The following is a 25,311-nucleotide window of genomic DNA, read 5'->3' as shown; positions in this document are numbered from 1 at the left end:
CATCAATCTCGCGAACTATTTGTCCTTTTGCAATTCCACCCATGGCAGGATTACATGACATCTGACCGATAGTTTCAAGATTCATTGTAACTAACAACGTGCTCGCTCCCATATTTGCAGAAACAGCTGCAGCTTCACTACCTGCGTGACCTGCTCCTACTACTATAACATCATATTCTCTACTAAACATAGTCTATTGTTTCACGTGAAACATCTTTATTTTTTCGTTTTCCAGTTTCCGCATTACATCCTTTTCCTCATCCGTTTTATCCGGATAGCCACATAAATGCAACAACCCATGAACCATTACACGATGAAGTTCGTCTGTCTCGCTTTCTCGAAAGCGTAACGCGTTTTCTACAACACGATCCGTACTGATATAAATCTCACCATTGAGTAATCCATCTTCATTATAATCGAACGTAATAATATCAGTATAAGTATCATGATTCAAATAAGACTGATTGATCTCTAGAAGAAAATCATCAGAGCAGAAAACATAGGATAAATTTCCAATAGTTTTATCCTCGGAGGTAGCAACTGCATTCAACCAATTGCTATATTCTAGATCACCTAATGGCGCAAAATTATTCTGGTAATTAAATTCAATCATTAGATTTAAAATAGTCTTTCACCTTGTTCCGAAATTGCGGCTGCAAAGGTAATACTTGTCTATTTAATATCTCCTTGTTATTAAAATACTTAGATGCGTCTGGAATTTTAGCATTTGTGTTATTTAAAAAGTCTCTCTCATTAGTTCTAGCCTCACGCTGATTCTCTTCACCTTGCTCTAATCCCGCATCTTTTAACTTTAATAGATCATGCTGAATTTCCATCATGCGCTGTTGTACCTCACGATTAAAACCTTGGTCTAGAAGTTTACGTTCTACCGCCTTCATCTTTTCTGTGATATCTCCTACTTTGCCTTCAAGCCCTTCTCTACGTATCATATCTTCTAACTGACCTCGCAGTTCTTGCTGTTGCTTGTAAATTTCATAAATACGTTTTGCTTCTTCCTCACTCTCTCGATAACCTTGCTCCTCGCCTTCTCCATCGCCTTGACCTTCTCCATTTCCGTTACCATTTCCTTTACCTTTTCCATCTCCTCCTTTTCCATTTCCTTCTCCTGATTCTCCTCCTTTACCTTCGCCTCCTTCTCCAGATTCACCATTCTGGCCTGACTGACCATTTTGTCCAGATTCACCTGACTCACCAGATTGCCCACTCTGACCTGATCGACCGCTTTCTCCTGACTCACCAGATTCACCTTCTTTCCCAGACTCGCCCTCTTTTCCCTCTTTACCTTCCTTTCCTTCACCTTGCTTAGAAAGACTTTCTTGTTTTTTAATAATAGTTGGTAGTTGAAAACCTTCGCCCGGTTCACCACCTTGACCCATTCCAGGTTTAGGAATACTATTATTCATAGCATCTAAGGTATTACTTAACATATCTGCAAGAGTGTTAGCACCCTTGAATACAAATTGCTGAGATATTTGTCCATTCTGCATTTCAAATTCAGCAATTTGTTCTAAGGATTTCTCTAAATAATAATAAATATCAGTTACCTCATCATTGATTTCTTGACCTATTTTAGGATTACGCGTTGCTAACGCAAATAAACTGTCGTCTACATGTTCAAACGCCTTCTCTAAGTCCTTTTGTAACTTTAGTTTTTTACCTAAACTTGGACTTAGTCTATTCATTTGTTTCATGGACTCCATAAGTTCTTCTTCTTCTACCGAGAAAACTAGAAGGTTATCTAGAATTTGACGTAAACTATCTGCGTCCTCTTTCATTCCTTCCTGCTGCATGGATTGCATTTGGGATGCCATGGACTGTGCTTGCTTTTGCATTTTCTTAGCAGCACTTTTTTGTTTCTTCTTTGCATCAGAAGTCTTAGACTCTTGAAGATCATCACTAGATTGCTGTTGCTCCTCTTTAATTTCTTCAGACTCTTCTGGTTCAAATTCCATAGGCATAGGATCTTTTAAACCGTCATTCTCCTTTTCTAATTCTTCCAGTTCCTTTTCCCACTTCTTGTACTCTTCATTAAGCTTGTCTTGATCTTCCTTCTTATTTTCTTCATCATTTTTTTCTGATTGCTCTTTTTGTTTCTGTGCAATCTTTTGAAGCTCTTTTCCTAATTGTTCAAACTTTTGTTGCACATAATATCTTTTAGTAAGCTCAAGTAATTGTTCTAAATTTCTCTTTTGTTTTTTAGAATTCTTCTTAGACTTCTCCATTTTCTCATTCAGCTCCTCTGGAGTGAGCTTGTCTTGATATTCTTGCAATTCTTTGAGTAACTCTTCGTTCTTCTTTAATTCCTCTGCGCTTTTCTCCATACGATCCTCCAGCAATTCTTTCATAGGATCTTCAGCAGGATTAGACTTTTCAAGATTCTCTTTCATCTTTTCTAACTCCTGACGCATTTTTTGCTCTTGCTTCTGTTGATTCTTTAAAGCTTGCTCTAACTTACGTTTGTCATTAAAGCTACGCTCCTTTTTCTGTAACTGTTCCTTAGAAAGCTCATCCAGTTTTTCTTGCTGTTTTTCTTGTTCTTTGAGCGCTTCTTCTACATTTGTCAAAGACTCTTTTTGTTGTGAAAGCTGTTTGTCTTCAAACTCATCGTCAGATAGTTTGCGATAGGAAAAAACTTCTGACTTAGTAGATTTGTAATTACTAACTGCGTCATTATCAATCACTTCAAAGTAAAACTGATAGCTATTACCAGCTTCCAAAGGTACATTACCTGGAAAAGTTAATAGAAACTCGTCGAATGTACCGCGGTTACTACCTAAATCATATTCCTTAATTTGGGACACATCATCTGACGGATAGTAAACCAATTGCATTTTTCGAATTCCATAATCATCAGCCGCTTGTCCTCTGAAATACATCAAATCATCGTCTATAGAATCCTTTTTCATTTCTAGCTTTAATTCTGGATATTCATCCTTTACAACATCAATTTTAAAATTGAGCACCTCGTGATCTTGAATGTTCTCATTTGTAGTAGCAATGCTATATTTAAGTGGTTGTATAACCGCTTTCGCGAAAGCGAAACCATCATCTTTCTTCTCAAAACTGTTTCTAACATTGTTACTTATAAAGTCTACTTGTGAAGTATTTGAGGTATTTAATTTCCATGTGATAGTGGTTCCTTGTGGCACAATTGCATTACCAGTACTAGAAATTTTCTCGTCCTTTTTACCAGTATGTGACGGATAATCCATGAATAATTCAAAACCATTTAACACAGGAACATCGTCTACCTTTAATGTGTAACTCTTACTCCTAACCTCATTTGCCAAAAAATAAAATTGTGTAGTAGTAGCAGGCTTAGAAAAAATAAAACTGAATTTACCAGGAGCCTCTTGAGTCAAGAAGTAGGTTTGGTCATTAAAAACGATGGTAGCATTTTCAGGAATTTTACGGCCGCTCACCTCCACACTTAACTTAAAATCTCGTTTTTGTAAAGTGTTGAGATCTTTATTAAGAATTTTAAAGGTGAATGGTGCTGGCGGAATGTACTCGTTATTAAAATCTGCAACGCGTTTTGCACTGTCAGTAATTATTTCATTGTTGCCGGTGAATAAGAGTCCAGCAATAATTACCACCGGAATTGCGAGATACGGTAAGTATTTCTTGTTCTTTTTATAATCAATAGCTAGTGTAAAAGGAATGGGTTTTAATTCTTCACTCTTTTGATTAATACTTGCCCATGTGAGCTCATCGTCTCCTCCATTTTTATGTAATTGCAATACATTGATTAACTTATCAGACACTTCTGGAAAGTGCGTCCCTATCATGTTACTTGCATCTCTAAAATCAATCCCTTTAGATAACTTAAACAATCTTGCTAAAGGAATACCTATAAAACGGATGAGTAGAAATACTTCAGTTATTATAAAGAGTGAAAAAAGAATGGTTCTTCCCAAAGGATTTAACCAAAGGAAATACTCTACAACTACTGTAAATAGAAAGTATAACAATCCTAATGATAGGAAAAGAATCAATCCTTTAATCAATTCATTACGGTAGTATTTACTTATAAAACGTTTGAGCTTTTGCTCTATGATTTCAAAATTTGTCATTTTGTATTTTGTCGTGTACTAGTCGTAAATATAACGGATTAGACTGAGGTTTATGATACTACTCTATGTAAGAGGTTTTCTTATCTAGCATATGGAGTTACAAGTCATCCAAACGGCGTTCTATTGGGTAGGTTTTTAAGTAATTCTTAACGTTTGCGACTATGTTGTATATTTAACTCTTTATCTTATTTCTGAAAATGAAAGATCTTAAGTATTTATCAGCATATATCGTTCCTTTATTTTGTATCATAGGAATCACGTATAGAGAAACGTGGTTATTCCTAACTCCATTTATCATATTTATTATTGTTCCCTTAGTAGAACTATGGATGCCGTCCTTAAAATCAAATCTAACTGAAGAAGAAAAAGAAAGTAAAATAAAAAACAGTTTTTTTGACGTGTTACTATGGCTCAATGTACCTATAATTTTTGGTACACTATTTTACGGGCTTTACTCCTATTCTACTCAATCTTACGAGACGTATGAAATGATAGGTTTAGTTTTTTCTTTAGGAATCGTTGCTGGAAGTAATGGAATAAATGTAGCTCATGAATTAGGTCATCGTCAAGAAACTTGGGAACGGTTTTTAGGTAAGCTATTGTTACTTCCTAGTTTATATATGCATTTCTATATAGAGCATAATTACAATCATCATTTAAAAGCAGCAACGCCAGAAGATCCTGCCAGTGCTCGATACAATGAAAATCTTTATGCATTCTGGTTGCGATCTGTAACTACTCAATATACCAGTTCTTGGAAAATTCAAAACCGTTTAAATAAAGCTGCTGGTAGATCTTTTTTATCACTTAAGAATGATATGTTTTGGTACACTATTGTTCAAATCTCTTATTTACTTTTTATAGGATTCATTTTTTCATGGTCTACCATGTTCATAGCTTTAGGAATAGCATTTGTAGGTTTTTCATTGCTTGAAATTATCAATTATTTAGAACATTACGGTTTACGAAGGGCTAAGAAAAAGTCTGGACGTTATGAACTAGTGCGTGAAATTCACAGCTGGAACTCTAATCATGCGCTGGGTAGAATTTTGTTATACGAATTAACACGACATAGCGATCATCATTACAGAGCTAACAAAAAATACCAACTACTCGACTATCACGATGTGAGTCCACAATTGCCTTACGGCTATCCTACCATGATGGTCATTGCTACTATTCCACCGTTATGGTTTTCTATAGTGAATAAGTATGTTCCTGAGGAGATGGTGGCGTTGAGTAAAGTTTAATATAAAGGGGTAGACCTTATTTTCATTAAGTATTCTGTAAACATTGTTATATCTACATAGAAAAAATAATAAGCTTTAATTAAATGAAAGAATTTTGGAAAGCTTGGAAAGAGCGATTTAGAAGCACAAACAAAAATAATGACACAACGACAGTAGAAAATTACTATAGAGATAAAGATAGAGAAACAGGCAATAATGGTAATTGGTTCAAATATCTCTTTATTTTCTCGGCATTATTGATCATCTCAACATTTGCCATATCCAAGTACAGGAAGAAAGAATTTAATTCCTATAGTAAAAAAACTAAAGCAAAAGTACTATTAGTCAAATTCAACTTCCAACCAGATGGATCAGGCATGAGTTCTACTGGATATGGTTTTGATCGTATTGAATATCAATATAATGTTGAAAATAAAACTTACAAAAACTATCAAGATATAGTAAATTTTGAGTACAAAGAATATTTTGAAAGTGACATTACAAAATCTGATTCGATTTTTATTATTTATGACTCTAGAAATCCACAACATAGTAAGATCCAAAAATTAAAAGAATAAAGCCTTTTCCTAAAGGGCAGAATTAATTCTGCCCTTTAGGAAAAAGTGGTGGCAATGCATAACTAACAGTAATAAATTCTCAACTCATAACTAGAATCCCTAACTTTGCGCTCCATTAAAAAATGCTAAGAAATGAGTACAGATGTACGTGTAAGATTTGCTCCTAGTCCTACGGGACCACTTCATATAGGTGGTGTAAGAACAGCACTTTTCAACTATTTATTTGCCAAAAAACACAACGGAACTTTTATCCTGCGCATAGAAGATACCGATCAAAATAGGTATGTGGAAGGTGCAGAAAACTATATTGTTGAAGCATTAAACTGGTGCAACATTCCTTATGATGAAGGACCTAGCAAAGAAGGAAATTGCGGGCCATACCGTCAAAGTGAGCGTAAAGATATGTACCGCGCTTTTGCAGAAGAATTGATTGAAAAAGAAGCAGCCTACTACGCATTTGACACTGCAGAAGAACTTGCTCAAGCACGATCTAATGCTGAGGCTAATAAAGAAACTTTTATTTACAATCATAATAATAGGTTGAGCTTTACCAACTCGTTGACGCTTTCTAAAGAAGAAGTTCAGGAAAGAATTGATCGTGGTGACGATTATACTGTACGTTTTAAACCAGAATTGAAAACGTTGAACATGTACGATGAAATCCGTAAAGGGATTGAAATCGATACCAGTCTTCTAGATGATAAAGTACTTTTTAAAAGTGACGGAATGCCTACTTACCACCTAGCAAATGTGGTAGATGATCATGAAATGAAAATTTCTCATGTAATACGTGGTGAAGAATGGTTGCCGAGTATGGCGTTACACGTTTTGTTATATGAAAGCTTCGGTTGGGAACGTCCTAAATTTGCACACTTACCGCTGATTTTAAAACCTACTGGTAAAGGAAAATTGAGTAAACGCGATGGTGATAAAATGGGCTTTTCTGTATTTCCGTTAGAGTGGAAAGATCCTAAAAGTGGTGAAATTTCTACTGGTTTTAGAGAAGATGGTTTTTTACCTGAAGCTATGGTAAATATTCTTGCCTTCTTGGGCTGGAATCCAGGAACAGAACAAGAAATATTTAGTCTAGATGAGTTGGTTCAGGCTTTTAGTCTAGAAAAAGTGAATAGTTCTGGTGCTAAGTATGATCCAGAAAAGGCAAAATGGTTCCAGCAGCAATGGTATGTAAAACAAGATGATGCTGTTATAGGTGCCGCTTTCGCGAAAGCGTTACAAGAAAAAAACATCTCATACGGTTCACAGGAATATGTAAATATGGTCGCTGGACTTGTTAAAGAACGTGCTGTTTTTACAGAAGATCTTTTTGAATTGGCTGGATTCTTTTTCACCGCTCCAGATTCTTATGATGAGAAAAATGCTAAAAAATCATGGAAAGAAGATACTAACGAGACCATGTCTAAAGTGATTGAAGTAATTAAAAATACTGATGATGACAGTGCTGCAGGATTGAGTACTGCTGTAAAAGGCTGGATTACTTCTCAAGAAATAGGTTTTGGAAAAGTAATGATGCCATTAAGACTTGCTTTAGTAGGTAGTCTTATGGGTCCAGATGTTTTTGAAATTGCTTCTATGGTAGGTAAAGAAGAAACAGTAAAGCGTATTGAAACCGCGATGGAAAAGTTGGGATAACGTAGAAATAAATTTTACTATTAAGCCTGTTAGAAATAATACCTAACAGGCTTTTTTGTGTAATTAATTGTGTAATAAGTTTAAGTGAGAGACCTCAGATAAGTTTAAAAATACTCCAATCCATGGTTTTATAATAAGGAACTAAATTTTCTGAGATTAGAAATAAAACCTCGCTCCTACACTTATAAAACTAAAGTTTCCATCAATATCTTGACCAGCAGCATTTGTACCGGTTAGGGCGTCAACAAATGAGTAATGGTAATGAGCAGTGATTCTAAAGTCTCTCACGCCTCCAGAAAAACCGACTACACCATTGAGATTAACTGGCATTGAATTTTGTAACTCATTTAATTGAACGGCATTAAATCCACCAGTAAAGGACTCTTCATAACGATCTTCATTATCTATTTTTAATTCGCCATTAAGTTGTAACGCTGGTCCGGCTTCTATAGAAAAGTAATCTGACTGAGCAATTTTCCAGGCTAGCAAGAATTTTATTTCTACACCTAGCATATTCATATCTATTTGATCACCAGTTAAGTTTTCATTTACTGAGAAATTATGATTAAAAATTCCTAATGAATAAATCAAATCAAAATCATCTCTGAAATCACCACGTGTTTCAAAATTGATAGAAAAACCAGTTCCTTGTGTTACCTCAACATCATCACTAGTAATATTGAAGAAAGTAGCGTCTACTCCTAGACCTAAACGGTTGTTATAAGAAGTTTTACGCGACGGGATAGAATAATTAATGGCTGGAGCCAGCTTTGAGTTTAATTCTATTTCTTCGTAGCTGCCTTGATAAGATGAAACAGCAATTGATTCTGTAAGTAGATTTTGAGCGGTTGAAGGAAAAATGAGCGTTATCAACAAAAAAGTAAAAAGTGTATATTTCATAACATATGTAACAATATGAACAAAAATAACACTAATCAAGAGTAACTAGATTACTTTTATATCAATCACATTTTCTAACCATTAAAATATATAATTATGGATCTCGGAGTATTTTTAATACCTATTGTTCTTGTAATAGGCTTTTTCTTATTATTAGGAACCTTTTTTACAGTAAAACAACAAACTGCAGCGGTAATAGAGCGTTTTGGTAAATTTACTAGTATGCGACAGTCTGGTTTGCAACTTAAAATTCCTGTAATTGATAAAATCGCAGGAAGAATCAACTTAAAAATCCAGCAGCTAGACGTTATAGTAGAAACTAAAACAAAAGATGATGTATTTGTACGTCTTAAAATCTCTGTGCAATTTCAAGTACGTAGAGAGAAAGTATATGATGCATTTTATAAATTACAGAATCCACACGATCAGATTACAGCGTATGTATTTGATGTAGTACGAGCTGAAGTTCCTAAAATGAAACTGGATTACGTTTTTGAAAAGAAAGACGATATCGCAATTGCGGTAAAGCGTGAATTAAATGATGCGATGATGGATTATGGTTATGATATCATTAAAACACTTGTAACAGACATAGATCCAGATGTACAGGTAAAGGCTGCAATGAATAGAATTAACGCCGCAGAGCGTGAAAAAACAGCTGCAGAATATGAAGCAGAAGCAGATCGTATTAAAATAGTTGCAAAAGCACGTGCAGAAGCAGAATCAAAGCGTTTACAAGGTCAAGGTATCGCAGACCAAAGAAGAGAAATTGCTCGTGGACTTGAAGAAAGTGTAGATGTCCTTAACAACGTAGGTATTAATTCTCAAGAAGCAAGTGCATTAATTGTCGTTACCCAGCACTATGACACATTACAATCATTAGGTGAAGAAACTAACTCTAACTTAATCCTTTTACCTAATTCTCCTCAAGCAGGTAGTGATATGCTTAATAACATGATTGCCAGCTTTACTGCAAGTGCACAAATAGGAGAACAAATGAAAAAGACTGCTGGTAAAAAAGATGCTGAGACCAAGAGAGAACGACCATCAAAAGAAGAAGATACATCTAGATATGACGATGATATTTAAATAGCTCTCATGAAACAAAAAAATGCGATCAAATTTGATCGCATTTTTTATTTAAAAGTCTTTAAAACTTTACTTTTTTAGGCCTATTAATTTGTTAACTACTTTAAGAACTACTGCTTTTTTTGCTATGGAACCTACAATGTTTGATAAAATAGATACCGCAGATAAGCTTTCTTTAACTTCATTTACTTGCAATTTCATCGTTTCTTGATGTACTTGCTGCTGTAATTTAAGATACCTTAAATCACGATCCATTTCTTCAAAACTACTGTAAACTCTCATACTTCTCTATTTTTATGTCCTCATTATCATTGAAGAATTGGGCACTAGCTTTGCGTAATAATCTCTTCTCTAAGAATTTCTTTAAAAATAAAGTGAGAACAAACATAAGAACCAAGTATATTACTCCTACAATAAGATAGCCTAATGCTATACTATCTAAGGCTTCACCCATATATATAGCAAGGGAAACGCTTAAAAATAATAAAGCAATCAATAAGAAGAATCCTAATATAAGTTTATAAGTACCTGAAACTACTCCTTTCATGATCTTCTTAAAAAGATCAAGTTTATGGTAACTTATCGATGACTCAATATAATCTTGAGTCGCCGTAGTGAATTCATTAAAATTGTCAGTTATACTGTTTCCCAAATCTTAAAATTATGCGTTAACTTTTGCAGCTTCTTTCTTAATTGCGTTTTGAACAGAAGCTGGTTTTTGTAGCTTAGCATTTTGCTCACGTAACTGCTCTAATTTTGCTTCTAGTGCTACAATTGCATCATCTGCTTTATAACTAGCACTTGATAATGCGGTTTCAATACGATCTCCTACAGTACCTCTTAATTCAGTTGCTTTGGAAGATACAGTTGAAGTAAGCTGTGAAGCTTTATCAGAAACCTGTGCATAAGTCTTACGAGCTTGCGCATCAATATCCTTTTGAGCTTTCTTTGCTTGTTTCTTTAATTTTTTTCTAGTTTTTTCTCCACTATCTGGAGCATAAAGCATTCCTGCGGCAACACCTATGGCTGCTCCTGCTACTAATGCTACTAATGTATTTGATGACTTTGACATGTGTATAATTTTTTGTGTTCCACAAAGTTAGAGCTAAAGTCATTTGATTAAGGTTAATAGTGAGTTAAGCTTACAAACATTATTATTAAATCCTTATTAATTCCGTGAATTTTCTGTTAATAATAGTTAAAACCATATTTTAATCATAGCGTTTTTGGTAAAATGTTTCTATTAAATATGATTACACTTATATCGTTAAAAACTGTTCTAAGGTATTGTTAAGTATTCCGCTTTCGCGAAAGCGGAACACCTATAATTTTTATTTTAAACATCAAGCTTTGCCCACGTATCTCGCAAAGTAACTGTACGATTGAATACCATTTTCTCGTCTGTAGTATCTGGATCTACACAAAAATATCCCATACGTTGAAATTGAACCGTCTCTCCTACTTCAAGGTTTTTCATCGCAGGCTCTGCCATGGCAGTGATGACATTTAAAGAATCTGGATTTATGAATTCCATGAAATCCTTTTCTTTATCAGTATCTGGAGAAGGAACTGTAAAAAGACGATCGTATAGTCTTACTTCTACAGGTAACGCATGAGATGCACTTACCCAATGAAGGGTTCCTTTTACACGACGCATACTAGCCTCTGTACCACTACCACTCTTAGAATCTGGATCGTAAGTCGCATGAATTTCAGTTATTACACCATTCTCATCTTTGATACAGCCTTCACCTTTAATGATATAACCATTCTTAAGACGTACTTCTTTTCCATTCTTTAAACGGAAAAATTTCTTGTTTGCTTCTTCTCTATAATCTTCTCGTTCTATATATAATTCTCTTGAAAAAGGAACTTCTCTAAAACCTCTAGACTCATCTTCTTGACTATTTTCTGCCTGAAGCATTTCCACTTTATCTTCTGGATAATTAGTAATAATGAGTTTTACTGGATCTAGGACACACATGACACGATCTGCTGCTTTATTTAAATCATCGCGTAAATGAAATTCAAGGTGATTCATGTCTACAAGATTATCACGTTTTGCAATACCTATGGAATCTGCAAAGTTTTTAATGGCATTTGCTGTATAACCGCGACGTCTTAAACCGGAAATAGTAGTCATACGAGGGTCATCCCATCCATTAACGACTCCTGCTTCTACCAGTTTTTGAAGTTTACGCTTACTTGTTACTGTATGTGAAACGTTCCTACGGGCAAATTCACGTTGTTTAGGGCGTATTTTATTAGGATCTACAACTTGATCAAGGAACCAATCATAAAGTTCTCTATGAGGCTTAAATTCTAATGTACAGAAGGAATGAGATATTTGTTCTAGGTAATCGCTTTCTCCATGAGTCCAGTCGTACATAGGATAAATCTTCCAGTCACTACCTGTTCTATGATGGTCACGATTTACCACACGATACATGATAGGATCACGCATCAACATATTGTTAGACTGCATGTCTATTTTGGCACGAAGGATATGTTCACCTTCACCATATTCACCATTCTTCATTCCCTCAAAAAGGGCTAGGTTTTCTTCTACACTTCTATTGCGATAAGGTCCATCTACTCCAGGTTCTGTCGGTGTACCTTTTTGGATGGCCATTTCTTCACTGGACTGCGAGTCTACGTAGGCTTTACCGTCTTTAATCATTTGTACAGCCCAATCGTATAATTCTTGAAAATAGTCTGAAGCAAAACATAGATTATCCCATTCATAACCCAACCATTTTACGTCTTCTTGAATCGCCTTTACATACTTTGCTTCTTCTTTTGCAGGATTAGTATCATCAAAACGTAGATTAACCGGTTGATTGTACTTTTCTCCAAGACCAAAATTGAGGCATATAGCACTAGAGTGCCCGATATGTAGAAATCCATTAGGTTCTGGTGGAAAACGGAATCTTAATTTATCCTTAGAAAGACCATTTGCTAAATCATCTTCTATAATATCTTCTATAAAATTATTAGGTCGTGTTTCTTCGCTCATCGTTGCTGCTCGTTTTAAGAATACAAATTTAATCTTTATTTTACTGCTAGCGCAGTACGTCCTATCTTTGTTCTATGCATAAAATAAGATTAGAAAACGTAAGAGTTTATACCAATCATGGTTGTCTTCATGAAGAAGAATTAATAGGTAGTGAATACCGAGTAGATCTAGAAGTAATAGCCGATCTTTCTAAAAGCGCCCTAAGTGATGATCTCAATGATACTGTAGATTATGTCTCACTAAATAAAATTATTGTAGAGGAAATGGCTGTGCGGTCTAAACTACTTGAACAAGTCGCTCAACGCATTTTAACTCGTATTTTTAAAGAAGAATCTCTCGTACAACATGCTGAAGTAAAAGTTGCAAAAATCAATCCTCCAATAGGTGGTGATGTTCAAAGTGTAATCATCATCATGAGTGAGGAAAGAAAATAAGATCGTTATTTTCTTAAAATCAAAATAGGAATCGAGTAATTTATTGTTATTTTTGCCATCCACTTATGGTACCATGGCCGAGCGGCTAGGCATGGGTCTGCAAAACCTAGTACAGCGGTTCGAATCCGCTTGGTACCTCTTAAATCCTCGATCTTAATTGATTGGGGATTTTTTTTCATCCATCTTAGGTTGTACCTTTTCCTTAAATTCTTCCATTCCTTCCAGTTCTGGATCTATAGGACGCACCTCTTCAGTTTCTGGCATTAAATGAAATTGATTCTCTATATCTTCTGTCGCACTAGGAAAAGCTCCTTTAAATATTAATACAGCACCACAAATAAACATGATGATAGCTATTAATCTTTTAAGCCAGTAAATTCTCAATGGTGTTAGGTATCTATTCAAGCTTTTGGCAAGAATAATTTTACCTATATCTACTATAAAATAGGTGATCAATACGGTAGAGAAGAAAACAGTAATACGCTCGCCATCATTATCTAATTGTGGACTGAAAACCACTATAAGACCTAACCAAAATCCTAATACGCCTATATTAATAAAATTGAGTAGAAAACCCTTTATAAATAAAGTGAAGTAATTATTTTTTTTTACTACTAGAACGTTAGTATCAACCTCTTTAAGAAATGTTTTTTTTGTTTTTACAAAAGAAACAATACCATAAATACACAATATACTACCACCAAAAATGAATAAGCTAGGATCATCCTTTAACTTATCCAGTATACTAGAAGTCATAAAATAAGCAGCAAGTAAGAACAGAATATCTGCAACAATAACGCCAGCATCTAAGGATAGTGCTGCCCTGAAACCTTTAATTGCACTGGTTTCTAATAGGGCAAAAAAAACAGGTCCTATTAGAAATGCCATAACAAGACCTAATGGTAAAGCTTTTAAAATATCTTCAAGCATTCAAAAATTGATTATGCTCAAAGGTAGGAAAAGACTATAGGTTTACAAATAGGGAATAAGTTTTGTTGTGTTCCCGCTTTCGCGAAAGCGAGAACCATATAAACTCTTTAAAAAATATTAGTCGATAATATTAATAGTACCTCCGAAAAGCGTTTTCTTATCAACGTTTGCAGGGTTACCATAAACGGTCACATCACCACCTGCTCTTACGTTAATATCTACCGTTTGTGTAGCATACACTTCTACATCACCACCGGCTTGAACTTTTACCTTTGTATAATCTGATTTAAGTTTTGCATTTTCTACAATACCGCCAGTATTTACAACAACGATTTGATCTTCTACCTGACCAGATAAATTAATTATACCACCAGTAACTGCTCTTAGATCTAGGTTTTTTACTGCAAGTCCGGCTTTTACAGTGGCTCCTTCTTGTACTTTAATTTCTAATCTATCTTGTTCAATTAATTCATTAGAAAGAACAATAGAACCTTCATTTGCATCTATGGTTTTTAACTCTTTATAATAAACATGTACAAAGGTTTCTGTACCATCAAAAATCTTATCTGTTTGCATTCTAATCTTTAAAATGTTATTTTTTTGTACGTACTCAACATATTGAGCATCTTCTCCAGAAATAATGATTTTATTCTCATTAGACTTAACAAGATTAACCGTAACTAGATCAAAAGTTTTTATAGTATTAAAATTAGAAACTACTGTTTCTATAGGGTTTTGAGAAAAACTAAAAAATGATATTAAAAGCGCTGCAAGTGTAAATAGATGTTTCATAATTAATATTTTTTTTTAAAGACTTACTTTTTTAAGGGATGTTACAGTTCGATTTAAACTAACATTTAAAACGAAAAAGCGGTATTTAATTATAAATACCGCTTTTTACTAACCAACCAAAAAACTTTATGAAAATTACTCTTAATAACCTTCATATTTATAGATACAAAACCCATGCCATTAATGAATTAAATATATTAAAATAAAAAAATCCCAAACATCTAAAGATGATTTGGGATTTCATACTAACCAACCAAAAAACTATGATTTTACATCTAAATCTCAAGCGAGATTGTCATCAATGTAAAAATCAAGAATATTTGATCTAGAGTTTCTCAGGCTCTAGATTACAAATATCTTACTATTACAAGGATATATGTAAAATGTTTAAACAAGAAAATTATATAATCGTTAATAAGTAATTTTTACCGTTTAACGGTGTATTAATTCTTAACTGTTTTAACAAATTCATAGGTTATACTCATTGATTTATTAGACACGTTTGCAATAATTGTATCATTTAATAGAGAATAACGTATATGGGTAGGAAACTCATTTTGAAAATTTACGGCTGTAAAGCTTTTACTTGCCATCTCTCCTTTCTCAAATAATGTAGGACTTTCATTTACACCACTTACTTCTCTAAACCAAGGAGCATTTATATTACCTAATTTATCAAGTTTTTTAATTCTTAAATGCTCTTTAATAATTGTATCACCTTGCTGCAAGGTATATCCATGTCTATAAATGCCACCAGCTTTTGTAGAAAATCATTTTTCATAGGTTACCGTATTATCAATTTCATGTGTACGTATCCATGAACCTGGTTACCATGAGAAATGATCTTAAGCAGTATCTTCTTGTTTAAAAGAACTAGCTATAGTAAAATTATAACCAGTAAAATAAAATATTTCACATCAATGCCTTTTCCCTTTCCAGGTACCACCATATTTATAATTAGCTAGTGATTGATGCTTTTCAGTACAAGTCTTACAACAGAAAATCCATTTCTTTCCTGCTGTAATCTGTACTCTATACATTACAGTATCTTCTTTTTTACAAGTAGCACAAATTTTAGTTTTCATGAAGCTTCTGCACAGGTAGAAGTCTCTTCACAACTAACACCTAAATTAAATTTATTACCTAATTAACAATGTTAACTTTCAACCTCTTCCCTACTTCCTATCATCCAGAAATCCAGGTGTTTCTTAACAAGGTCTGCATTTTTAACTTTTACATAAACTTCATCACCTAGTGTGTATGTATTTTTAGTCTTACGACCTACTACAGCAAATTCTTCTTCTACATATTCATAACTATCGTCATCTAGATCTCCTAGACGTATCATTCCTTCACACTTGTTAGAAATGATCTCTACATAAATACCCCAATCAGTAACTCCTGAAATTACTCCTAGGAATTCCTCATCGGCATGGTCTTTCATGTATTTTACTTGCATGTATTTAATGGAATCACGCTCTGCTTTAGAAGCAAGAATTTCCATTTCAGAAGAATGCTCGCATTTTTCTTCATAAAGATCTTCACTAGCAGTTTTACCACCATCTAAATAATGCTGTAATAAACGATGTACCATAACATCAGGATAACGACGTATAGGACTTGTAAAGTGAGAGTAATAATCAAATGCTAGACCGTAATGACCTATATTATTTGTAGAATAAACGGCTTTAGACATGGTACGAATAGCAAGAGTATCTACCATATTTTGTTCTTTAGCACCTTTTACATCGCTTAATAATTTGTTCAATGATTTAGTTACCGTTTTACGATCTCTCAAATCTAGACTATGACCAAATTTTACTACAATATTCTTTAAAGCTCCTAATTTCTCATCATTAGGCTCATCGTGAATACGATAAACAAATGTTTTCTTAGGTTGTTTCTTTCCTATAAAAGCGGCTACTTTCCTATTAGCTAGTAGCATGAATTCTTCAATGAGTTTATTAGCGTCTTTAGAAGTTTTAAAATAAACTCCTACAGGTTCTGCAGCATCATTAAGATTGAACTTTACCTCTGTTTTATCAAAACTCAACGCTCCAGAATCCATACGTTTGGCACGCATATTTTTTGCAAGCTCATCTAATTTTAAAGTAGCTTCTACTATCTCAGGTTTTATAGAAGTTTGCTTTCGCGAAAGCGAGATATCTTCAGGAATTTCACCTTTACCAGTTTCTATGATGTGTTGTGCTTCTTCATAAGCAAATCGCTGGTCTGAATGGATCACAGTACGACCGAACCATTCTTTATGAATTTTACAATCATTATCCATCTCAAAAACAGCAGAGAAACAAAGTTTATCCTCATGCGGATTTAAAGAACAAACACCATTAGAAAGTACTTCTGGCAACATAGGTACGACACGATCTACCAGGTAAACCGATGTTGCGCGTTCATAAGCTTCATCATCTAGCACTGTTCCTTCCTTTACATAATGAGAAACATCTGCAATGTGAATACCTATTTCATAATTTCCATTTTCTAAAGTTTTAAATGATAATGCATCATCAAAGTCCTTAGCATCTGCCGGATCAATGGTATAAGTTAAAGTATCACGCATATCGCGACGCTTTTCTATTTCATGACCAGATATGGATTTATCTAGTTCTTCTGTATATTTTTCAACCTCTGTAGGGAATTCATAAGGAAGACCGTATTGTGCAAGTATTGCGTGTATCTCTGTGTCGTGTTCACCAGGTTCTCCTAGAATATCTTTTACTCTACCGTTAGGTGAATCTTGTTTATCATTCCATTCTACAAATTCTACAAGAACAACTTGACCATCTTTGGCTCCATTGATTTCACGACCTGGAATAAAGAAGTCAGTAGATATTTTAGGATCTGTAACGTTTACAAAGGCAAATTTTTCATGAACTTGTATTTCTCCTACAAACTCTGTCTTTTTACGTTTAATAACTCTGGTAATTTCTCCTTCAGGCTGCTGTCCTCTTTTTCTATGGTACACATAAACTTCTACTTCATCACCATTAAGCGCTTGACCTAGAGAACGTTTAGGAATCATGATATCTTCTTCAAGTTCCTCAGTTATCACATAACCAGTACCTCGAGTACTTACATCTATTCTACCGGTATAGTAATCTATGGCTTTTATGATCTTGAACTTACCTCTATCAACTTCTTCAATTTTACCTTTTGATTTAAGCTGGTGTAATTTCTTTATTACCTGATTGCGGCCACTGGAATCTGTAATTCCTAGCTTAGAGCAAATTTGTTTGTAGTTGTATGTTTTGTTGGGATCTTGTTTAATCGCATTAAGCACAGACTGGCTTAAATTAGGAAACTTCGTCTTTGAGTTTCTTTTTTTCTTTTTCTTCATATTGTAAACAAAGTTAATCTATTAGTACTGTTAAGAATTTAAATCTTTACAAAAACCTTATTGTTAAACATTTAGTTAACTGTACTTAACATTTAATTAAGAAAAAAGAGTAACTTTGTAAAACTTTTAGCGTCATATAAGAGTTAATAATTACACATGAGAATTAAAAAACCACTTTTATCTACTTTTATCTTTGCAGGAATCTTACTTGCAGGCATCGTGGTACTTTACTTTTTAACATCAGTAGCGCTTCAACCTAATGCTGGTACTTCAAACAGTTCTACAATACCGGCTATTAACAGCGTAGATCAAAACGTGTAATAACTTTTCTTATCCTCTTCTCATTTAAGGTAATCAAAGAATTTTTATTTCTCCTCTTTCCATAATTCATTTAATTATTTAACTGCATAATTAATCCTACTCCAGTTATATTAATTAGACCATTTGCTTTTAAAATTTATTTACTGTTATTAACACATATAAACAATATCATTTTTTCTTTTTTAAAATTTAAATAAAATTGATGATGATGATGTAGTGTGAATAGCGGTATAACTTTACTGTAAAAAATTAGGATTATTATAAGTTGTAAACTTATGCTCAGTTATACACATGTTGTCTAAACGTTAACTAATTGTAAAGTAAAATAATACCTATAAGATTATCTTGTTATTGACATTTGTTAACAAGCTTTATTCACATCAAATTGTAGATAATATAGACCATTTTTTAATGTGTATTTCTTCCTAATTCTAGCTTAAAACTAGCTAGAAAATTCATGAGTTATATTTAGGATTTCTGGATTAAAAATCTCTATGGAATTTTTAATTTTAAATTCCTAATAGAATTTTTGCATTTCTATTAACATGTTATTTATGGCTTATTCTATTTTAAAAATAGCCGTTGTTAATAACCGTAATTCTATAATCTTATCATGCTTAAATTATCAGTAATTTACATTTTAAGAATAAGCAGTATTTTTTTATACATAATTGTCAATCAATGGTATAACTCATTATTAATTACCCTTATTCACAGTTATATACGGTTATTAACAATGAATTTAACGCCTGAATATTGTTAATGAAACTATTTAATTTTTATCCTTCTACTTGTATTATAAAATTACTTTTGTAAAAACACATCTCTAATGAAAATCTCTATAGGAAACGATCACGCTGGACCAGATTATAAACACGCAGTAGTTAAAATGCTTGAAGAAAATGGTCACCAAATTACCAATCATGGAACTGATACCTTTGATAGTGTAGACTATCCTGATTTTGCTCACAAAGTTGCTCAAGATATTCAAGAAAACCGTTCACAAATAGGAATAGTTATATGCGGTAGTGCACAAGGTGTTTCTATGACGGTTAATAAGTATCAAAATGTGCGTGGCGCTGTATGCTGGATTAAAGAAATTGCTGGACTTGCCCGTGAGCACAATAATGCAAACGTGATTTGTATTCCAGCACGTTATACTTCCATTCCACAAGTACTTGCTATGGTTCAGGTGTTTTTAGAAACTGAATTTGCCGGTGGACGTCATGAGAACCGTGTGAACAAGATAGCATGTTCATAAGTAAAATTCCTGCGTAGGCAAGAATTTGGAGGTTTGATAATTAATAAATGAATTTTTCCGCTTTCTCGAAAGCGAGATTCATAAAATCTATTTCTCATACTATAGTATCTATAATCTTATAACATGAACCTTAACAAACGGCAACAGTATTTAGATCTAGGCAATCAGCTAGCAAATAAACACTTGCATCTCAATTTTGACAATCATTGTTACTGGCGTATTGCACTAGATAATACCTTATTTGCACCGTGGAAAAATGTTGTTCCAGCACCTGCTTATAGAAATATTACCGAAGACCAGCTGGATTATGTTATTCATCTTTTGAAGAGTTATCTAGATGACGAGCAGCTCTTAATGGAGCATAATAGGATTTCTTTAGCTTATAGAGGTAAGAAATGACAGTATTTTTGGACTGAGTAAATACAACATTCTTTTATGTTTTTATTTGAGTAAAAATTGTAATTAATAAAAAGTAGGTGTTGGATCGTAGAGATTCTCACCTTCGTGGGAATTCATGAGAAAAGAAGCTACTATTATTATTCACCAGTTAAGAACGGCGGTACATCCACATAAAAAATTGATGGAGATATGGCGTGATCTAGAAGAATTTGATGATCAAGATAAAGAAGAAACTCTCGATGATCTGGATGCGAGACGTCAGGAGTTTATGGCTACTGGTGATGAAGAATTTGGTAATATGCTAGAGAAGATTATTACTGATATACGTATAGGAGTGAAGCCACCACAACCTAAAAACGTTCCTAAACAGTTTTAAATGAAAACAGTAATTAAATCATTTAATGAATTTAGTATTGAAGAACTTTATGCGGTTTTAAGACTTAGATCTGAGGTTTTTGTGGTAGAACAAAACTGTGTTTATCAAGATATGGATGGAAAGGATCAAAAAGCTACTCATATTTTAGGTTATGAAAAAGATCAGCTAGTCGCTTACACTCGTTTTTTTAAACCAGGTGATTATTTTGAGCAAGCTAGCATCGGTAGAGTAGTGGTAAGTCCTTCACAAAGAGGTAAATCTTATGGAAAAGAGATTATGCTTACTAGTCTCGCTTTCGCAAAAGCGGAACATTTTCCTTCAGTAAAAATATCTGCACAATGCTATCTCGATAAATTTTATACAGACTTAGGATTTATTTCTACAGGCGAGAAATATCTTGAAGATGGCATCCCGCATCAGGCAATGGATAAACAATTATAATCATCAAATTTGAAAGGTTTATAAGTATAAAACCGTAATAGCATTTCCTTATACAGGTGTTATTACGGTTTTGCTACTAGTACTTAATCATCATCTTGATGCTCACTATGATTTCCAAAAGGTTTCCATATAACGCTTACACTTAAAATAAAACCATCTGTAGGAGCATAGATTTCATTAAAAGTAGGAACTCCATTATCAACGGCTAGAGTAGGAGAAAAACGACTTTGCCTGCGGTCTGTAAAGTTTTCAAAGTTTTTTATGTCCAGTAATCCCATGGTGATAAAGTCTTAGTTTCCGCTTTCGCGAAAGCGTTACCAAAACAAACGACTTAACTCAATAACATTATACCACCAAAAATTAAATCTTTCATCAGTACCAAAGTTTTACCAAGGATACTTTTCTAGATGCAATTAATCGATTCTAAAGACAATGCCTTCAAGACTTACATAATCATCAAAGCCGTTTGTTCCATTGATATAAACTACTCTACCGTCTGCATAGACATCTACTCGTAGTTGATTATTATTTTGTCCTGCGGCATATAGACGTGAATTTGCAGGTCTGTATCCTACTGGAAGTGTCAATAAGGTTTCACCAAATGCAAATGCAGCCGTATTTTTACGTATTAATCCCGCTAGTTTTACTTGCCCATTTTTAATAGTTGCTGTAGCAGGTTGCCAGCCAGAACCATAATTACTCCAGTTTACACTAAATCCTGTCAGTGCAATAGTAGTGGCAGCAGGAACAGAAGTAGCATAATTGCTATCTCCATATTCTTTAGAAACTAAGGATTTATTATTGCTATTAATGGTGGCATTTGTGATGGCAGGAACTACGATGTTCCCATCCGTCTTTACATGTAAATTGCCTTGTGCGTTAAATACACAGTCTGAACATACTGTTGTACTTTGACCAGTAACAACTTGATATTCATTTGCACCATTGTGATTTATGGTACGACCAAGTAGATAAGTATTTGCTACATTATTCTCATTAAATCTACCTAAAACAACAGAATTGCTTACTCTAGTTCTGTTACTAAAACCCATCAAAATATTATTATCAAAACCGCTAAAACCACCACCACTAATTCTATTATTTGAGCCGAAGAATATATTGTTATTACCAGTGTATGTATTACTGAATCCAGAATTGATGTTGTTATTGAAGTCCATCAAAAAGGTATTTGCACTGAATCCCGTAAAATTTGTAGTGGTATTACCACCAGTATAAGTCAGGTTATTAAATCCACCTATTGAAATACCATTATCATTAAAGACAGGATTATCGTTACCTATAGTAATACTGTTATCATACCTAGCGCCTCTAATAGTAGATGCCGTGGAACCTTGGGTGAAATTGATAGCATTCTGACCAGTGTCTGCATGATTTGTATCTAGTTGGTCTGCAAATCGGTATCCTACTTTACCGTTTTCTGCAACTTTAAGCACAGAAGGAATACCGTTATCAAGAAATTGCCATGATCCAGCTTCATAGACATAGTAACCTACGGTATTATCATTTTGAAAAACAAGCAAACCATTTGCAGGACTCGTAATTGCAGTGCGCTGAGTTAGTGTCATGCTAGGGATAAGAACGCCTTTGTTTGTATTATAAATATCTAGAATAGAAGACGCATCAGGATCAGTGGTATTTATTCCTACTTGAGATTGAGCAATAACTCCAGAAAACAGCATTATAAAAATGAAATAGAAACGCATATTAATCTATTCTAAAGGATACGTTATCAAGACTTACATAGTCATTACCACCATCAGTTCCATTGATATAAACGACCCTACCATCTGGATACACATCTACCCTAAGTTGATTTCCTGATTGTCCTGCTGTAAAAATTCTATTGCTTTGTGGTCTAAAACCTGTTGGTAAGGTTAAAATGGTTTCACCTGATACAAAAACAGCATTAGATCTTCTAGCGAGCCCTTCTAGATAAACACGTCCATCTTGTATGTAAAAACGAGGTATTTGCCATCCATTGTTATAAGGGCTAAAATTAGGTCCGAAACTACTTACCGTTGTAAAACTAACAGCGTTGGACGTAGTAGCTGCATAGGTGGCATCTGCATATTCTTTAGTAATAAGTGCTTTATTATCTGTAATTTCTGAGATATCTAAATCAGGTGCTATGATTGTTCCTGTAGAAGAAACGCTCAAGGCTGTAGATCTACTCGTGTCACTGGTACCATTACCCACTGAAAATGTGCCGGGACCTGTAGGACTATTATAAAAACCTACGACAGTTTGATTAGGAGTACCACCAAATGTAAAAAGACCTTCTCCTAACATATACGTATTCTCAGTTTCATTATTATTATCGCGTCCTATTACTACGCTGTAAAAACCAATGTTTTGGTTATTCTCACCTATAGATATAGCATCGATAGATGAGGTAGTATTGTTTGTCCCTATAGAAACATTTGCATTTCCAGAAGCTATATTATCCATACCTAACGCAACAGAATTGTCCTGAAAAGCCTGATTGTTTGTCCCTGCAGCTAAGCTACCTGTCCCTGCAGCGTTATTATCATAACCTATGCTAGTGCTATTTAAAGCGCTACTTGTATTGTTAGAGCCAAAACTAACAGATCTATCACCACTAGAAGTATTTAAATAACCTATAGCTACAGTATTAGTATTACTAGCAAGCACACCATTTCCTATAGCCACCGCATTATTATTTCTTGCACCGTAAGTTCCAGAAGGGACACCTTCTACGAGAGAAAAATCAATAGCATTATTTCCTACTGCTCTAGGTGATCCTACAAATCGATATCCGTCATTACTTGTTTTTTCTATAGCAGGTTGTACGCCTGCCAGTGGATTCCATCCGGAACCGTTGAAATAGTAAAAACCATTGACACTGTCAGTTTGATAAATGGTTAGTCCTGTAGCTGGAGATACAATTGCTAGCTTTTCAGCCTCGGTCATTCTAGGTAAAAGAACACCTTTATCAGTGCTTTCTATTTCTAAAATAGCAGATCCATCAACTACGTTAGTTCCTATACCTATTTGTGCAAATGAAAAATTGCTTAAAAGGATGAAGAAAGAAAAAAAAGCTAGTATATTTTTCATTCTGAATGAATAATCATTTAAAATTATATAAGTTTTAATTTTAAAAATGAATTTTTAGATAAGACGAGTTTAAATTAGATAAACTGAGCTTTGGTGAGGATAAATACCCATACATAAAAGTAACAGATGTTAAATATTTATAAGTCGCTTTTATTTAGTAGCGCGTTCCAATCTATCATTAATAGACTTTCCTAAATCCTGATCAGGCAATCGCTGTGCAACGATCATATCCAGATCATATCGATCCATTTGATGCATAGCGTTGTATAAGTTTGTCGCAGCTTCTTTTAAATTACCAGTCTTAGAAATATAATTAATACTTGCCACATTAAAAGATTCATGATCTGTGGAGTGGAGTAGAAGACCTATTTTTTTCTCTGGATATTGAGCGATAAAAGCTGTAATATCCTGCACTAAATAGGTTTTTGTACGTGGTGAATAATGCTTCTCTAACATTCCTGGAGCATTAGGTGCTTGCTCTTTATTATTTCGAACCGATACTTTTCCAATAACTTTTTCTATTTCTTCAGTAGAAATAGAACCTAGTCTATAAACAACAGGTTCACCATTTTCAAAACCTACTATGGTAGATTCTATACCATTTGCACAATTACCACCATCAAGAACCATTTCTAGCTTTCCATCAAAATAATTTTTCACATGTTGCGCTTTTGTAGGACTGATGTGCGTAAAAGGATTGGCACTCGGAGCAGCTAACGGAAAGGGTAAATTCTTTAATAACTCTAAAGTCAAAGGATGATTAGGCATTCTTATCCCTACGGTATCTTTTCCAGCTGTGATGAGATCAGGAACAGATTCCTTTTTAGGTAAAATAAGAGTCAGTGATCCTGGCCAAAAAACCTTCGCCAGTTGTTTCGCTTTCTCAGGAAAATCAACTGCGAGATCTTGAACTTGCTCCATACTATGAATATGCACAATCAGCGGATTAAAAAACGGGCGACTTTTCATCTCAAAAATCTTCTTGATCGCTGTCTCGCTATAAATATTTCCAGCAAGTCCATAAACGGTCTCTGTAGGAATAGCAACGAGTTCTTTTTTATTAAGAATTTCGGCAGCTTTTAAAGTGTCTTTTGATACGAGTGTCATGATAGTATCCTAAATGATTTTTAGGTGGTGTAAATATCGTTTTAAAACTACAGATATTTACCATTTTTCTATATTCAAAGATGCGAGCCTAAGTCCGCATCTTTGAATAGAATTAATAATATTTTTTCTTCAACCAAAACGCCACTCTTACCAGCAATATCAATGCAGGAACTTCAACCAGCGGTCCAATGACACCTGTAAACGCCTGACCAGAATTGAGTCCAAAAACCGCAATCGCTACCG

At 34.1% G+C, this 25,311-nt stretch carries 27 protein-coding genes, 1 tRNA gene and 1 pseudogene; 11 read left to right on the top strand and 18 right to left on the bottom strand.

Annotated elements, in window-relative coordinates; translation table 11 throughout:
- From A9Q93_RS12105 to A9Q93_RS12095, 3 genes are all read right to left on the bottom strand, one after another.
- A partial coding sequence (locus A9Q93_RS12105) for an FAD-dependent oxidoreductase (protein ID WP_303687664.1) occupies positions 1-190 on the bottom strand: 190 nt, incomplete at its 3' end.
- A 3-nt stretch (positions 191-193) separates the two neighbouring features.
- Positions 194-613: an rRNA maturation RNase YbeY gene (ybeY, locus tag A9Q93_RS12100; protein WP_303687663.1), complete on the bottom strand. Its 420-nt coding sequence runs from the start codon at positions 611-613 to the stop codon at positions 194-196.
- Positions 606-4,094 (bottom strand): hypothetical protein, encoded by a 3,489-nt coding sequence (locus tag A9Q93_RS12095; protein WP_303687662.1) that lies wholly within the window; start codon positions 4,092-4,094, stop codon positions 606-608. The genes ybeY and A9Q93_RS12095 overlap by 8 nt, the downstream gene beginning before the upstream one ends.
- Positions 4,095-4,291: 197 nt before the next feature.
- Between A9Q93_RS12095 and A9Q93_RS12090 the strand changes: the two genes are divergently transcribed.
- The 3 genes from A9Q93_RS12090 to gltX all read left to right on the top strand — a co-directional run bounded on the left by A9Q93_RS12090 (position 4,292) and on the right by gltX (position 7,551).
- On the top strand, positions 4,292-5,344 hold the full coding sequence (locus A9Q93_RS12090) for an alkane 1-monooxygenase (protein WP_303687661.1): 1,053 nt from the start codon (positions 4,292-4,294) through the stop codon (positions 5,342-5,344).
- Positions 5,345-5,427: 83 nt separating this feature from the next.
- Positions 5,428-5,901: a hypothetical protein gene (locus A9Q93_RS12085; protein WP_303687660.1), complete on the top strand. Its 474-nt coding sequence runs from the start codon at positions 5,428-5,430 to the stop codon at positions 5,899-5,901.
- A 132-nt stretch (positions 5,902-6,033) separates the two neighbouring features.
- Positions 6,034-7,551, top strand: coding sequence for a glutamate--tRNA ligase (gene gltX / locus A9Q93_RS12080; RefSeq protein ID WP_303687659.1), 1,518 nt, complete (start codon positions 6,034-6,036; stop codon positions 7,549-7,551).
- Between the two features lie 156 nt (positions 7,552-7,707).
- On the opposite strand, the gene A9Q93_RS12075 is transcribed toward gltX, so the two are convergent.
- Complete coding sequence (locus tag A9Q93_RS12075; protein WP_303687658.1) at positions 7,708-8,451, bottom strand: hypothetical protein; 744 nt, start codon at positions 8,449-8,451, stop codon at positions 7,708-7,710.
- A 96-nt stretch (positions 8,452-8,547) separates the two neighbouring features.
- On the opposite strand from A9Q93_RS12075, the gene A9Q93_RS12070 reads away from it, so the two are divergent.
- Positions 8,548-9,540: an SPFH domain-containing protein gene (locus A9Q93_RS12070; RefSeq protein WP_303687657.1), complete on the top strand. Its 993-nt coding sequence runs from the start codon at positions 8,548-8,550 to the stop codon at positions 9,538-9,540.
- Between the two features lie 69 nt (positions 9,541-9,609).
- Here A9Q93_RS12070 and A9Q93_RS12065 read toward each other — a convergent pair whose 3' ends face one another.
- The 4 genes from A9Q93_RS12065 to A9Q93_RS12050 all read right to left on the bottom strand — a co-directional run bounded on the left by A9Q93_RS12065 (position 9,610) and on the right by A9Q93_RS12050 (position 12,556).
- Positions 9,610-9,822, bottom strand: coding sequence for a DUF6327 family protein (locus tag A9Q93_RS12065; RefSeq protein ID WP_303687656.1), 213 nt, complete (start codon positions 9,820-9,822; stop codon positions 9,610-9,612).
- Positions 9,806-10,192, bottom strand: coding sequence for a phage holin family protein (locus A9Q93_RS12060; protein ID WP_303687655.1), 387 nt, complete (start codon positions 10,190-10,192; stop codon positions 9,806-9,808). The genes A9Q93_RS12065 and A9Q93_RS12060 overlap by 17 nt, the downstream gene beginning before the upstream one ends.
- Before the next feature lie 9 nt (positions 10,193-10,201).
- Positions 10,202-10,612 carry a YtxH domain-containing protein gene (locus A9Q93_RS12055; RefSeq protein WP_303687654.1) on the bottom strand — a complete coding sequence of 137 codons (411 nt, stop codon included), beginning with the start codon at positions 10,610-10,612 and terminating at the stop codon, positions 10,202-10,204.
- Positions 10,613-10,876: 264 nt separating this feature from the next.
- Entirely contained in the window at positions 10,877-12,556 is a 1,680-nt protein-coding gene (locus A9Q93_RS12050) for a glutamine--tRNA ligase/YqeY domain fusion protein (RefSeq protein WP_303687653.1), read from the bottom strand.
- A gap of 74 nt (positions 12,557-12,630) precedes the next feature.
- On the opposite strand from A9Q93_RS12050, the gene folB reads away from it, so the two are divergent.
- Together folB and A9Q93_RS12040 are read left to right on the top strand one after the other, a co-directional pair.
- Positions 12,631-12,990, top strand: coding sequence for a dihydroneopterin aldolase (gene folB, locus A9Q93_RS12045; RefSeq protein ID WP_303687652.1), 360 nt, complete (start codon positions 12,631-12,633; stop codon positions 12,988-12,990).
- Between the two features lie 67 nt (positions 12,991-13,057).
- Positions 13,058-13,128: transfer RNA gene (locus A9Q93_RS12040), tRNA-Cys, on the top strand.
- Between the two features lie 15 nt (positions 13,129-13,143).
- On the opposite strand, the gene A9Q93_RS12035 is transcribed toward A9Q93_RS12040, so the two are convergent.
- The 5 genes from A9Q93_RS12035 to rnr form a co-directional block, all read right to left on the bottom strand.
- Positions 13,144-13,920: a LysE family translocator gene (locus A9Q93_RS12035; RefSeq protein WP_303687651.1), complete on the bottom strand. Its 777-nt coding sequence runs from the start codon at positions 13,918-13,920 to the stop codon at positions 13,144-13,146.
- Between the two features lie 117 nt (positions 13,921-14,037).
- Entirely contained in the window at positions 14,038-14,712 is a 675-nt protein-coding gene (locus A9Q93_RS12030) for a head GIN domain-containing protein (protein ID WP_303687650.1), read from the bottom strand.
- Between the two features lie 443 nt (positions 14,713-15,155).
- The gene (locus tag A9Q93_RS12025) at positions 15,156-15,440 is read right to left on the bottom strand and encodes a hypothetical protein (protein ID WP_303687649.1); all 285 of its coding nucleotides are present in this window, start codon (positions 15,438-15,440) and stop codon (positions 15,156-15,158) included.
- Positions 15,441-15,629: 189 nt separating this feature from the next.
- Positions 15,630-15,797: a hypothetical protein gene (locus A9Q93_RS12020; RefSeq protein ID WP_303687648.1), complete on the bottom strand. Its 168-nt coding sequence runs from the start codon at positions 15,795-15,797 to the stop codon at positions 15,630-15,632.
- A 71-nt stretch (positions 15,798-15,868) separates the two neighbouring features.
- Positions 15,869-18,067: a ribonuclease R gene (gene rnr, locus A9Q93_RS12015; protein ID WP_303687647.1), complete on the bottom strand. Its 2,199-nt coding sequence runs from the start codon at positions 18,065-18,067 to the stop codon at positions 15,869-15,871.
- A 156-nt stretch (positions 18,068-18,223) separates the two neighbouring features.
- On the opposite strand from rnr, the gene A9Q93_RS12010 reads away from it, so the two are divergent.
- The 5 genes from A9Q93_RS12010 to A9Q93_RS11990 all read left to right on the top strand — a co-directional run bounded on the left by A9Q93_RS12010 (position 18,224) and on the right by A9Q93_RS11990 (position 20,865).
- Positions 18,224-18,388 (top strand): hypothetical protein, encoded by a 165-nt coding sequence (locus A9Q93_RS12010; protein WP_303687646.1) that lies wholly within the window; start codon positions 18,224-18,226, stop codon positions 18,386-18,388.
- 829 nt (positions 18,389-19,217) lie between these two features.
- The gene (gene rpiB, locus A9Q93_RS12005) at positions 19,218-19,649 is read left to right on the top strand and encodes a ribose 5-phosphate isomerase B (RefSeq protein WP_303687645.1); all 432 of its coding nucleotides are present in this window, start codon (positions 19,218-19,220) and stop codon (positions 19,647-19,649) included.
- A gap of 123 nt (positions 19,650-19,772) precedes the next feature.
- Positions 19,773-20,048, top strand: coding sequence for an acetyltransferase (locus tag A9Q93_RS12000; protein WP_303687644.1), 276 nt, complete (start codon positions 19,773-19,775; stop codon positions 20,046-20,048).
- Positions 20,049-20,163: 115 nt separating this feature from the next.
- On the top strand, positions 20,164-20,424 hold the full coding sequence (locus tag A9Q93_RS11995) for a hypothetical protein (RefSeq protein ID WP_303687643.1): 261 nt from the start codon (positions 20,164-20,166) through the stop codon (positions 20,422-20,424).
- Positions 20,425-20,865 (top strand): GNAT family N-acetyltransferase, encoded by a 441-nt coding sequence (locus A9Q93_RS11990; RefSeq protein ID WP_303687642.1) that lies wholly within the window; start codon positions 20,425-20,427, stop codon positions 20,863-20,865.
- Positions 20,866-20,948: 83 nt separating this feature from the next.
- On the opposite strand, the gene A9Q93_RS11985 is transcribed toward A9Q93_RS11990, so the two are convergent.
- The 5 genes and pseudogenes from A9Q93_RS11985 to A9Q93_RS11965 form a co-directional block, all read right to left on the bottom strand.
- Positions 20,949-21,143, bottom strand: coding sequence for a hypothetical protein (locus A9Q93_RS11985; RefSeq protein ID WP_303687641.1), 195 nt, complete (start codon positions 21,141-21,143; stop codon positions 20,949-20,951).
- Positions 21,144-21,278: 135 nt separating this feature from the next.
- Positions 21,279-22,589, bottom strand: coding sequence for a hypothetical protein (locus A9Q93_RS11980; RefSeq protein ID WP_303687640.1), 1,311 nt, complete (start codon positions 22,587-22,589; stop codon positions 21,279-21,281).
- A 1-nt stretch (position 22,590) separates the two neighbouring features.
- Entirely contained in the window at positions 22,591-23,961 is a 1,371-nt protein-coding gene (locus A9Q93_RS11975; RefSeq protein ID WP_303687639.1) for a hypothetical protein, read from the bottom strand.
- Positions 23,962-24,111: 150 nt separating this feature from the next.
- Positions 24,112-25,068, bottom strand: coding sequence for an L-threonylcarbamoyladenylate synthase (locus A9Q93_RS11970; RefSeq protein ID WP_303687638.1), 957 nt, complete (start codon positions 25,066-25,068; stop codon positions 24,112-24,114).
- Between the two features lie 112 nt (positions 25,069-25,180).
- Positions 25,181-25,311: pseudogene (locus tag A9Q93_RS11965) on the bottom strand (arsenical-resistance protein); the annotation flags it as partial.

This window comes from Nonlabens dokdonensis (assembly GCF_002162835.1).
Taxonomy (GTDB): domain Bacteria; phylum Bacteroidota; class Bacteroidia; order Flavobacteriales; family Flavobacteriaceae; genus Nonlabens; species Nonlabens dokdonensis_B.
The sequence above is the reverse complement of the archived record's forward strand: the minus strand, read 5'-3'. Positions and strand labels throughout refer to the sequence as shown.